Here is a 12,090-nt window from a genome sequence, read left to right on the forward strand (position 1 = left end):
CCGTGACCGTGCGAACACGACTCCGCACGGCCCGTGTCACTTGTCTATCGTGGTGGCAAAACCCTGCTGCCAGGGCACCGTCCGCGTCGTACGCTTCCGGCGCGGCGGGTCCGTGATCACTGGTCCGCCGTGACACCACCGCGCCAGGCACGGAAGGACCCTCGGGTTGTCGCTCTTCACGCGTTCGCTTCGGCAGCAGCGGAACAAGGACAAGGAAGATACGGAGAAGGGCGTGAACCCTGAGGCCGGAACCGGCTCCGCCGCGGCCGCGACCACGGACGGGACCACGGACGGGACCACGAGCGGGGCCGAGGACAGGGACGCCGCCGGGTCCACGGGCGCCGCGGATGCGGTCGGCGCCGATGACGCCGCACCCGGCGCGGACGCGCCCGACGCCTCCGCCGGTGACGGCGGCGACAGCAGCACCGGTGCCGGCAGCGGCAGCGGAGGCGGCTGGCGGGAGCGGTACCCCACCGCGGCCCGCTCCGTCTCCGTCACGATCACCGTCCTGGCGGCCGCCCTCGTGCTCGCCGCGCTCCTCCTGCCGAACGCGCTCATGCGGCTCACGCCCAGCGCCTTCGCGCGAATACCCGTGGAGGGGATATTCGGCGCGGTCGTGCTGCTGGTACTGCCGCCCCGGGTGAGACGGTGGGGAGCCGTTCTCGCGGGGGCCCTGCTCGGCCTGGTGACCATCCTGAAGTTCATCGACATGGGCTTCTACGAGGTGCTCGCCCGCCCCTTCGACCTCGTCCTCGACTGGATCCTCTTCGACGACGCGAATTCGTTCCTCAAGGACACCCTCGGCCGGACCGGAGCCGTCGTGGCCCTCGTCGGCATCGTGATCCTGGCGCTCTCCGTCGTCGTCTTCATGGCGCTGGCTGTCAGGCGGTTGAGCCGCATCATGTCCCGGCACAGCGTGGCGACGGGCCGCGCCGCCCTCGCGCTCGGCACCGTCTGGATCGTCTGCGCCGTCTTCGGCGTCCAGACGGGCGACCATGTCGACGTCGCCTCCAGGAACACGGCCCTGCTCGTCCAGCACCGCGTGAAGGCGGTCAAGGCCGGCATGGAGGACGAGAAGGCGTTCGCCAAGGAGGCCCGCGTCGACCGCTTCGACGGCACCCCGGGCGACAAGCTCGTGCCGGCCCTGCGCGGCAAGAACGTCATCTTCGCCTTCGTCGAGAGCTACGGTCGCAGCGCGATCGAGGACCCCGAGATGGCTCCGGGCGTCAACTCCGTACTCGCGGACAGGACCAAGGCGCTGGACGACGCCGGCTTCTCCTCCAAGAGCGGCTGGCTCACCTCACCGATCTCCGGAGCGGGCAGCTGGATGGGCCACTCCACCCTGATGTCGGGCCTGTGGATCGCGAACCAGCAGCGCTACCGCAGCGTCACCTCGAACGACCGCCTCACCATCACCAGGGCGTTCCGCAGGACGGGCGACTACCGGATGGTCGGCATCATGCCGGGCGTGCGCCGCTCGTGGCCCGAGGCGAAGTTCTACGGCATGGACCACGTCTACGACTCCCGCCAACTGGGCTACAAGGGCCCGTACTTCAGCTGGTCGCCCGTGCCCGACCAGTTCACCCTGAAGGCGTTCGAGAAGCTGGAGCACAGCAAGGCCGGCCACAAGCCGCTGATGGCGACGATCATCCTCGCCTCCAGCCACAACCCGTGGTCGCCGCTGCCGACGATGCTGCCCTGGGACGAGCTCGGCGACGGCTCGGTCTACAAGCCGATCCACGACGCCGGTGCACGGCCCACCGAGGTGTGGAAGGACCCGCACCGGGTGCGCGCCCAGTACAGGAAGGCCATCGAGTACTCGGTCGAGAGCCTCACCGAGTACATGGAGAGGTACGCCGACAAGGACACCGTGCTCGTCTTCCTGGGCGACCACCAGCCCGTGCCGACCGTGACGAGCGGCAGCAAGAACAAGGACGTGCCGATCTCCATCGTCGCCAAGGACAAGAAGGTGATGGACAAGGTCTCCGGCTGGGGCTGGAACGAGGGCCTCAAGCCCGACCGCAAGGCGCCGGTCTGGCGGATGGACAAGTTCCGCGACCGCTTCCTGACCGCGTACGGGTCGGAGCCCGAGTCCGGGTCCAAGTCCGGGTCCAAGTCCGGGTCCAAGTAGGCGGATCGCGGCCCGGGCCCCGGGTGGCCCGTTGACCTGCCGCGAACCCTTCGTCCACAGTGGCGGGCATCCCGGCCCGGGCGGTACGCCGTCCGGACCGGCGGCTCCGTGTGCGAGGAGGTTGTGGACGTGACCCCGACGACCCGCCGGCACCCCGCGATCCCGGACCCGGCCGGGCATACGGGCCGCGGGCACCGCCACGCCCGTGCGGTCAGCCACCTCGCTGCCGACGCATTCGCCGGCCCAGCCGTTCCCGTACGCACGGCGGCCGGATGAGCGCCTACGCGGAGCGGCCGTGGCTCGGTCTCTACACGGAGGGCACTCCGTCCGGCATCGTCCCCGAACACGGCACGCTGCTGGAGATGTTCCGCGCGTCCCTCGGACGCGCCCCCGGCGCCGAGGCGATCCGCTACTTCGACGGCGTGCTCACGCCGGCCGACCTGGACGCCGCCTCCGACGCGCTCGCCGTGGCACTCGCGGACCGCGGCTTCGCGCACGGCGACCGGCTCGCGGTGTACGTGCAGAACAACCCCGCCTTCGTCGTCGGCCTGCTCGCGGCGTGGAAGGCGGGTGGCAGCGCCGTGGCGGTCAACCCGATGAACAAGGCGCGCGAAGTGACGTATCTGCTCACGGACTCCGGTGCGACGGCGCTGCTGTGCCTGGACGAGCTCCACGAAAGCGTGGCCTCCGGGGTGGTCGCCTCGGGGGACACACGCGTCGGCACCGTCGTCACGTGCTCGGCGCGGGACTGGCAGACCCGCGACGACCCCCGGCTCTTCGCGTCCCCCGACGGGCGCGGCACAGCGGACGCCGCCCGTGACGCGGGCACGCTCGATCTCCTCACCCTCATCGACGAGAACGCGGGGCGCACGCCCGAACCGCACTCACCCGAACCGGACGACGTCGCCGTGCTCACCTACACCTCCGGGACGACGGGCGTGCCGAAGGGGGCGATGAACACACACGCGGGGATGGTCTTCAACACCTGCACCTACCGGGACTGGATGGGCCTGACCTCGGCGGACAGCGTGCTCGGCGTCGCACCGCTCTTCCACATCACCGGCCTGATCGGTCATCTCACGCTCGCGCTGCTGCTGCCGTGCCCGCTCGTACTGGCCCACCGCTTCCACCCGGAGGTGATGCTCGACGCGCTCCGCGAGCACAGGCCGACCTTCACCGTCGGCGCCATCACCGTCTTCATCAGCCTCTCCACCACGCCCGGTGCCCGGCGGGAGGACTTCTCGTCGCTGCGCGTCGTGTACTCGGGAGGAGCGCCCGTCGCGCCCGCGGTCACGGCCCGTCTGCGGGAGGTCACCGGGATGTTCGTCCACAACTGCTACGGGCTCACAGAGACCACCTCGCCGTCCCACATGGTCCCGTTGTACGCGGACGCGCCCGTAGACCCCGCGTCCGGGGCGCTGTCGGTGGGGGTGCCGGTCTTCGACACCGTCGTACGCATCGTGGGCGACGACGGCCGGGAGGTCCCGGTCGGGGAGGCCGGCGAGATCGCCACGTCCGGCCCGCAGGTGGTCCCCGGCTACTGGGGCAAGCCCGAGGCGACCGCCGAGTCGCTGCCGGGCGGCGAACTGCGCACCGGCGACGTCGGGTTCATGGACGAGCAGGGGTGGTTCTACCTCGTCGACCGCAAGAAGGACATGATCAACGCGGCAGGCTACAAGGTGTGGCCGCGCGAGGTGGAGGACGTCCTCTACGGGCATCCCGCCGTGCGCGAAGCGGCCGTCGTCGGTGTCCCGGACGAATACCGCGGCGAGACGGTGAAGGCCTTCGTGTCCCTCAACTCCCCCGACGTGCAAGGCCCGGAGGGGGCCGGGGGAGGGGAAGCCGTCACGGAGGACGCCCTGATCGCCTACTGCAAGGAGCGGATGGCGGCGTACAAGTACCCCAGGTCCGTCGTCTTCCTCGACGACCTGCCGAAGACGTCGACGGGCAAGATCCTCCGCCGCCAACTGCGCGCGGGCACACGGGAGAACGACCGGCCCGCCTGAGAAACACCCCGCCGGTGCGGCTGCCCCTGCCCGACGCGGCCCCGGCTACGCGGCTCTGTCGGAGCGGGACCGACCCGTGCTAGCTTTTTGGTCAATCGCCCAGGGCGAGTGACCAGTTCCAGAACGGAGGGCTTCACATGCCCCGTGGCTACGAGCGATTCGCCTCCCGCCGACGTGCTGAACTCAATGCCGGCGGCACCCTGCTCACCACGCGCGTCGGAACCGTCGAATACGCCGAGCTCGGCCCGGCCACGGGCCTGCCGGTCCTGTTCTTCCCCGGTGGCCACGCCGGCCACGACCAGACACAGCTCCTCTCCCGCCTCGCCGCGTCGGGGTGCCGCGTCATCGGATGGTCCCGGCCGGGATATCTGCGCACCCCCCTGACGACGGGAAGCAGCTTCGCCGCGCAGGCCGACGCCGCAGCGGCGCTGCTCGACGGACTCGGCGTCCCCGGCGCGGTCGCCTACGGGATCAGCGGAGGCGGGCCCATGGCCATCGAGTTCGCACGCCGGCATCCCACGATGACGCAGGGCCTTGTGCTGGAGTCGGCGGTGAGCAGGCGCTACGCACCGAAGATCTCGCCGCTCGCCAAGGCGCTGTTCCTCACGCCTCGCGGCACCTGGCTGACCACCCGGTTCGCTCATCGCCGGCCACGCGCCTACACGGCCGGCTTCGTCCGCCAGGAGTCGACACTCGACCGCCGGAGCAGGCAGCGGGTCGTCGACTGGATACTCGCCGACAGCGGGCGCCTCGCGCTTCTGCAGGCCGTCACGGACTTCATCACTCCGCACGAGGACCGTGCCGAGGGTTCGCAGAACGACCTGCGCCGGTGGGCCGCGCTCGACGACTCGCTCACCGCCGGCGTCCGCTGCCCCACTCTGGTGGTGCACGGCAGCCATGACGGGGACGTCGATCCCGCGCACGCGCACCACTCCGCCTCCACGATCCCGGGCGCGCGCCTGCACATGGTCGAAGAGGGCTGGCATCTGCTGCCGCTCTCGATGGGTGGTGAGTCAGCGTACGAAGCGACGTGCGCCTTCCTCGGCGTCGACGCCGCGGGCCGGCCGGATCAGTGAGCGCCGTTGCTCAGGCCGCGCATGTAGGTGCGGCGGGCGTGCTCCACGAGGGCGATCAGCACCTCCTTGGCCGATTCCCGCTCCCGGGCGTCGCACAGCACGACGGGTGTCTCCGCGTCCAGGTCGAGAGCGTCACGCACGTCCTGGGACGCGTAAGTGTGCGCTCCCGTGAAGCAGTTGACGGCGACCACGAAGGGCAGGCCCCGGCGCTCGAAGTAGTCGACGGCCGGGAAGCAGTCCTGGAGGCGGCGTGTGTCCGCGAGGACCGCCGCTCCGAGCGCCCCGTTGGCCAGTTCGTCCCACAGGAACCAGAACCGGTCCTGGCCGGGGGTGCCGAACAGATACAGCGACAGGGTGTCCTCGAAGGTGATGCGCCCGAAGTCCATGGCGACCGTCGTGGTCGTCTTGGCCTCGACGCCGCCGAGGTCGTCGATGGGCCGTCCGGCCTCGGTGAGGCGTTCCTCGGTGCGCAGCGGGCGGATCTCGCTGACCGCCCCGACGAAGGTCGTCTTGCCCACGCCGAAGCCGCCGGCCACGAGGATCTTCAACGAGACGAACGAGCCGCCGACCCGGTCGGGCCTTTGCTCTTCAGAGTGCACGGAGTCCATTGATCACTTCCCTGAGAATGCGCTCATCGGGCAACTGGGCCGGTGTCAACGGCCGTCCGACGCTGATGTGGCCGGCGTCCAGCAGATCGCCGAGCAGCACGCGCACGACGCCGACCGGAAGGTCCGAGTCGGCCGCGACGTCGGCGACGGACCGCGAGGCGACGCGGCACAGCGAGACGATCGCGGCGTGCTCGGGCGACGGGAACGGCGGCGCGTCCTCGGGGGCCTCCGCGGCGTGGATGAGCGCGATCAGGTCGAACGACTCGCTGGTGGGACGGGCTCGGCCCGCCGTCATCGCGAACAGGCGGACGAGCGGCCCCGCTTCGTCGTCGAACCACTCCGGATGCTCCGGCGGTGCCTCCGGTTGCGGCCCGAGCGGCGCGACGTCGTGCGAACCGTCGTCGAACCAGTTCCTGTGGGAGTCGGTCATGGCGGTCCGGTCACTCCTGGGCCGCTGTGGCGGGCAGCGATCCGCCGGAGCGTGTCGGCACCCCGAGGTGCTCGGCCACACGCCTCACCAGGCGGGCCATCTCGTAGGCGACCAGGCCCACATCGGCGTCGGCGTCCGTGAAAAGGGAGAGGCACGAACCCTCGCCCGCTGCGGCGACGAAGAGGAACCCGCCTTCCAGTTCGACCATCGTCTGCACGACGTGACCTGCCTGGAAGTGACGGCCGACCCCCTTGGCCAGGCTGTGGAAGCCTGAGGCGATGGCGGCGAAGCGCTCGCCCTCGTCCCGTGAGAGTTCGGCGGACGCCCCAATGGCCAGGCCGTCGCCGGAGAGCACCACCGCGTGTCTGACCTGCGGCACCTGGGAGACCAACTCATCCAGTAGCCAGTTGAGTTCGCCGGTTGTTTCCATCGTCCCGGACATCAGGCGTCGTCTCCTTGTGACGGTGTCTCGGCTGTCTTCCCCGTCTCGGACCTTCCGGCGCTCTCGCCGGGGTGGCGCGGCACGGACGGCGGCCGCTCCTCACCGGCCGCACTCCCGTCCGTGTGGCCGTGCGTGTGGCCGTGCGTGTGGCCGTGCGTGTGGCCGTGCGTGTGGCCGGCCCCGGGTCTGCCCCCATGGCCGTCCGCGTCGCCGCCCGCGGGTCCGCGCGCGTGTTCATCGGCGCGGCCTCCGCTGAGCCAGCCGCTGCGCAGGGCGGACATGGTGGCGCGGGCCCGGTCCGGCGTCCGCTGGGCGGCGGGAGCCGGCGGTGCCGCGGCCGCGGGGTGGTGCGGCGAGGCCGCCGGGGGGCCGGGCGGTGCGTCGCGCAGCTGCGGGGCGAGGCTCGCCTGCCGCACCCGGCGCGGCAGCGGCGCGGGCTCCCCGGGATCGGACGGTGTCTGCGGACCGTCTTCGGACGGTGCCTGCGGACCGGCCTCGGACGGTGCCTGCGGCGCGACAGAGTGAGCCCGCGCCGTGGGGTGGTCCGGCGCCGTGGGCCACTTCGGCTCGATGGGCCGCTCCGGCCGGAAGGGCTGGTCCGGCCGGTCCGGCTCCGCGACGGGCAGCGGCCCCGGAGGCGCCGACGACGCTCCCCCACCGGACTCCAGGACGGTGTGCGCCGGGGCGACATCCCCGTCCCCGGGGTGGGAGATGCGCCCCGCCCCGACCCGGTCGCGAGCCCTCTGTGCGGCGGTCCGCCGGGCCTGCAGTACGGGGAACTCCCCCGTCGACGGCAGGTGTTCGGGCATGCTTCCGTCCGCCGAGCCGGGCTGTGCCGCCGACCCCTCCCTCTCCAACAGCTCCTCGGGGATGAGCACGACGGCCGTGACGCCGCCGTACGCCGAACGCTGCAACGAGACCTGGATGTTGCGGCGGTGAGCGAGCCGGTTGACCACGAACAGGCCGAGGCGGTCCGTGTCGAGCAGGTCGACCTGGGAGGCGTCCGCGATCTTGCTGTTGGCGTCCTCGAGGGACTCGCGGCTCATGCCCAGGCCCCGGTCCTCGATCTCCAACGCGAGGCCGGTGCCCACGCGTTCGCCGCGCACCCGCACCTTGGTGTGGGGCGGCGAGAAGACCACGGCGTTCTCGACGAGTTCGGCGACGAGATGCGTGAGGTCGGCGACGGCCGCACCGGACACACGGACCGACTCCGGCACCCGTACCTCGACGCGGGTGAAGTCCTCGACCTCGGCCACGGCCGCCCGCACGATGTCGAGCATCGGCACCGGCCTGCGCCAGCCGCGCACGGGCGCGGCACCGGAGAGGATGATCAGACTCTCGGCGTGGCGGCGCATGCGGGTCGTGAGGTGGTCGAGCCGGAAGAGGTCCTCCAGCTCGGCCGGATCGTCGACCCGGCGCTCCATGCTGTCGAGCAGGCTGAGCTGCCGGTGCAGCAGCACCTGGCTTCGGCGGGCCAGCTTCACGTACACGCCGGAGATCCCGCTGAGCACCTCGGCACGCTCCGCCGCGGCCTTGATCGCGGCGCGGTGCACCGCGTTCAGCGCGGCGCCGACCTGCCCGATCTCGTCCTCACCGCGGCGCTGGACGGGGGCTTCGGCATCGATGTCCACGTCCTCGCCGGAGTGCAGCCGCCGCAGCGACTGGGGGAGCTTGTGTCCTGCCATCTCCAGGGCCGAGTTGCGCATGCCGACGAGTTCGACGACGAGCCCGCGGCCGATCTGCATCGAGATCAGCAGCGAGAGCAGCACACCTGCCAGGCCGAGGACGACCGCCACACCCGAGCTGCCGATGACGTCGAAGGAGAACGGCTCGGCCTTGCCGGCCGCGGTCGTGCTCGCCTTGCGCTCCGCCCCCCGCAGATCCCGCAGGACGGATCCGGCGGCCTCGTCCCACGAGACGGCGGAGACGCCGGATGCGACGTTGCCCGCTCCTGACTCCTCCAACGCCCGTTCCATGGCGGTCAGTTGCTTGTACTGGTCGCTGCCGGCGGCGGCGCGGTAGGCGGGACGGTCGGCCGGCCGCAGATCCTCGACGGCGGACTTCAGCAGGGTCCGGTGGGCGGCGACGGAGCCCGTGAAGAGGCGGTAGCCCTCCCTGGTCATCTGCTTCCCGGCGAGCGCGGCGCCGACGAGGGCGTCCTCGCGGGCGATCATCTCCCGGGCGCGGGAGAGTTCCTGGACGACGCGTGCCTCGGAGGCGACCGCCTCCTCCTGGTCCTGTCCCGGCCCCGAGGGATTCACGCCAGTCAGCGCGCCTCCCACGGCGAACCCGAGCTCGATGGTCTCGGAGTACGCGGTGTAGGCGTCCTCCCAGCCGGTCTTCTCCGAGGTCACGCCCTTGCGCAGGGCCGGCAGCTCCTTCGACGCATCGGTCAGCCGGTCCGCCCTCGCGGGGAGTTCGGGCTGGATCGCGGCGGTGTCGGTGCTGCTGGCGTTGATGCCGCGCCGGAGGCTCGCGGCGGCGGAGTCGGTGGACTTGGCGCGGGTGTTCAGGACACCGAGTCGCGCGGAGTCCGGCTTCGCCAGATAGCGGGCCGCGGCGCTCCGCTCGGCCTGGACCGCGGTGATGTAGTCGCTCGTGGGGGCGAGGAGGTTGGCGCTGACCTCCTTGAACCGGGAGATGTCGGAGACGCTCTGCGCCGTGGTGACCGTCGCGAAGCCCCACAGCGCCATCAGCGAGACGACGGGGACCATCAGCAGCGAAACGATCTTCGCTCGTACGGACTTGGGACGCAGCCGGCCCGGCACCGGCGACCACGGGCGGCCGGGGCGCGCTGCCTGCGGCTCTCGGAATGCGTGCTTCGGTCCGCTCTGCGCGGGCGGCGGCAGCGGCGGCGGGCTCTCATCGTTGTGGCGGCCCTCGACCAGGACCGGCGCGCGGGTTGGACGCATGACTTCCTCGATCGGGAGTGACGAAAGGGCGGGCGCCTGGTCAGGGCGTGGGTATCTCGGGGAGGGCAGGAATGGCGGTAAGGGACTTCGCGGGCCGGGCGCGTCACGGCGCCATTTCGACTCCGTGCGCCTCGACGTCGTGCAGGCGTTGTACGGCCGACTCGGATTCCCTGCGCTGTTGCGCGGTGGGCGACAGCGCGACGAACGCGGAGGTGAGGAAGAGGAAGGAGCCCAGGACCACCGTGAGCGGGAAGATGAACTCCGTGGCGGTGGCACCGGACAGCACCGCCCGGCCCGGCGAGAGCTGGATGCTCACGGCGGACATGCCGGTGTAGTGCATGCTGCTGACGGCCAGGCCCATGACGAGGGAGGCGGCGGTGGCTCCGGCGGCCCCGTGCACGGTGAGCGCCGCCCACAGGCCGGCGGTCGCGGCGGCCACCGCGATCAGCACGGACAGGCCCACCAGCACCGGGTCGTAGTCGATGCCGCCGTGAAGCCGCAGCGCTGCCATGCCGATGTAGTGCATGGCGGCGACACCGACACCGGTGCCGAGCCCGCCCATCAGCAGGTAGCTCAAGCGTGAACGGCCCTGCCCGACGGTGAAGACTCCGGCTCCCACGACGAGCACGGCGACGAGGAGGCTGAGCACGGTGAGCGGTACGTCGTAGCGGATCGCCGAGCCCGAGACCCCGAAGCCGAGCATCGCCACGAAGTGCATGGTCCAGATGCCCGAGCCGATGGCGAGGGCGGCGGTGAGCAGCCAGTTGCGGCGTGAGCTCGCCGTCGACGCGGCGAGTGCCCGGACGGTACAGCGCAGGCCGAGCGCCGAGCCGACGCACGCCATCACATAGGACAGGACGGGCGTCAGCCATCCGTAAGTGAAGTGATGCATCTGTTCCACAGGGGTCCCCTTCGCGACTGCTGCTCTGGGGCGTCGGACGCTAACACAGGAAATTCACACTCGGCAGAATTCCTTCCGCATTCAACAGCGTGCAGACACGGGTACTCGTTGGTATACCTCTGGTAACGATGCCCACGTCAGAGGTCCCGAGAGGGAGTGCCCGGCAGCACGGGGAAATACGAACTCCGCCCGCGCCGGGGCGAGTTGGGACGGCAGCCGAATTCCTCACCCGGGCCCGGAACATGAATGTGACGGGGAATCAGGAAATCGTTGAAATCAGCCGCGCTTCACGGGATTCCAATTCAGACATTCCGGCCAGCGGGGAACCCGGACGGGGCGCCGCCTTCGGCGCCCCGTCATAGCGGTACAAGTACGCCTTCGAGGCAATTGACGCACTGACACGTGCAAGCCCGGACCGGCACCCTGTGCCCCGTATGGTCGATCGGGCCAGGGGCGTGGCCCCGTGCTCAGCCGGCCGGCGCCAGCACCACCCACACCTGACCGCGCGCGAACGCGAGCCGCTTCCCGTCGGCGTCGGTGAACGTCGTGCCGTCCGTCGCCGACGGACGCTTCCAGCGGGCCTCGTACTCCTTGCCGTCCCGCAGCACCAGCGCCCGTCCCTCGCCCACCGTCTCGTTGAACGGGGTGATGTTGCCGCCCTTGTCGCCGAGCTCGGAATCGCGGATCTTCACGTACTGCACCACCACGGTGGCCGCCTCCAGCCGCCCGTCATCGGTCGTGCGGGCCGGGGAGCCGTCGAAGGAGACGAGCCAGTGCTTCATGTCCGCCGACCAGTCGAAGCTGTAGCGCGCGGACGGGAAGCGGACGGTGCGCCCCGAGGTCTTCTTGCCGCCCTTGGGCGCGGAGCCGAACCGGAAGCCGATGTCCTTCGGCGCCCCCACGTCGGAGGCGGCGTCCGAGTCGAGGGCACGGCCGGGACGCAGATAGAGGTTGTGCGGCGCGGGCCGGTCGCCCTTCCGTACGTACGCCTCGCGGACACGCCCCGGGAACAGCGCGTCCAGCGGCGCGGAATCGATCCTTGAGCGGAGCTTGGACTGGACGCCCGAGTAGGCGAGCCCCGGGTGGTCGTACTGGCGCAGCAGCTCCAGGTCGGACTCGCGGGCACTGCGCACGGGCCCGACGAGCGACGGCAGCCGGGAGGCGAAGACGGCCATTATCCGGGTGAGGCCCGCCTCGACCTGCTCGATGTAGACGATGTCGGCCTTCTCCAGGCCGGTGTGCGGCCGGGCGGCCTCCACGTTGTCGATCTTCACGGCGATCACCTTGTCGCCGACGCCCTTCCGGCCGGTGAACGGCGAACGCTCCGCGTCGTCGTCGCCTCCGCCACCTCCCCCGCCGTCCCCGGAATCACAGGCGGCTCCCAGGAGCGACAGCCCCGCCGCCAGCAGCACCGTGCGCCGCGTCCCCGTCCACTCCATGGCGACCGCCTCCTCCGCGCTCTGGGGTGAGCTTTCCACGTGAGTGGCGCCTGGCGGCACACGGCGGACGAGAATTGTCCGTATGGCCGCCGAGGCTGCCGGGACGGCGGACCGGGGCTGCAACCGGTGGTCAGGGACCGATCGC

10 protein-coding genes are annotated in these 12,090 nt (G+C 71.2%); 4 read left to right on the top strand and 6 right to left on the bottom strand.

Going from position 1 to position 12,090, the window contains the following annotated elements; genetic code table 11:
* The first annotated feature begins 166 nt into the window (after nucleotides 1-166).
* From I004_RS36610 to I004_RS36615, 4 genes are all read left to right on the top strand, one after another.
* Nucleotides 167-2,131, top strand: coding sequence for a sulfatase (locus I004_RS36610; protein ID WP_199779478.1), 1,965 nt, complete (start codon nucleotides 167-169; stop codon nucleotides 2,129-2,131).
* Between the two features lie 129 nt (nucleotides 2,132-2,260).
* Complete coding sequence (locus I004_RS39695) at nucleotides 2,261-2,407, top strand: hypothetical protein (protein WP_158677135.1); 147 nt, start codon at nucleotides 2,261-2,263, stop codon at nucleotides 2,405-2,407.
* Nucleotides 2,404-4,137 (top strand): AMP-binding protein, encoded by a 1,734-nt coding sequence (locus I004_RS0128075; protein ID WP_028438203.1) that lies wholly within the window; start codon nucleotides 2,404-2,406, stop codon nucleotides 4,135-4,137. The genes I004_RS39695 and I004_RS0128075 overlap by 4 nt, the downstream gene beginning before the upstream one ends.
* A 137-nt stretch (nucleotides 4,138-4,274) precedes the next feature.
* Entirely contained in the window at nucleotides 4,275-5,213 is a 939-nt protein-coding gene (locus tag I004_RS36615) for an alpha/beta fold hydrolase (protein WP_051345531.1), read from the top strand.
* On the opposite strand, the gene I004_RS36620 is transcribed toward I004_RS36615, so the two are convergent.
* The 6 genes from I004_RS36620 to I004_RS36640 form a co-directional block, all read right to left on the bottom strand.
* On the bottom strand, nucleotides 5,207-5,821 hold the full coding sequence (locus I004_RS36620; protein WP_037978211.1) for an ATP/GTP-binding protein: 615 nt from the start codon (nucleotides 5,819-5,821) through the stop codon (nucleotides 5,207-5,209). The genes I004_RS36615 and I004_RS36620 overlap by 7 nt on opposite strands.
* Nucleotides 5,802-6,251, bottom strand: coding sequence for a DUF742 domain-containing protein (locus I004_RS36625; RefSeq protein ID WP_078511884.1), 450 nt, complete (start codon nucleotides 6,249-6,251; stop codon nucleotides 5,802-5,804). The genes I004_RS36620 and I004_RS36625 overlap by 20 nt, the downstream gene beginning before the upstream one ends.
* Nucleotides 6,252-6,261: 10 nt before the next feature.
* Nucleotides 6,262-6,693, bottom strand: coding sequence for a roadblock/LC7 domain-containing protein (locus I004_RS0128095; protein ID WP_028438204.1), 432 nt, complete (start codon nucleotides 6,691-6,693; stop codon nucleotides 6,262-6,264).
* Nucleotides 6,693-9,605: a nitrate- and nitrite sensing domain-containing protein gene (locus I004_RS36630; protein WP_051345532.1), complete on the bottom strand. Its 2,913-nt coding sequence runs from the start codon at nucleotides 9,603-9,605 to the stop codon at nucleotides 6,693-6,695. Before I004_RS36630 ends, I004_RS0128095 begins: the two co-directional genes overlap by 1 nt.
* Before the next feature lie 103 nt (nucleotides 9,606-9,708).
* Entirely contained in the window at nucleotides 9,709-10,497 is a 789-nt protein-coding gene (locus I004_RS36635) for an MHYT domain-containing protein (RefSeq protein WP_037978290.1), read from the bottom strand.
* A gap of 476 nt (nucleotides 10,498-10,973) precedes the next feature.
* Nucleotides 10,974-11,984 (bottom strand): DUF3048 domain-containing protein, encoded by a 1,011-nt coding sequence (locus I004_RS36640; RefSeq protein ID WP_486580519.1) that lies wholly within the window; start codon nucleotides 11,982-11,984, stop codon nucleotides 10,974-10,976.
* Between the last annotated feature and the right edge of the window lie 106 nt (nucleotides 11,985-12,090).

This window comes from Streptomyces sp. TAA486 (assembly GCF_000426165.1).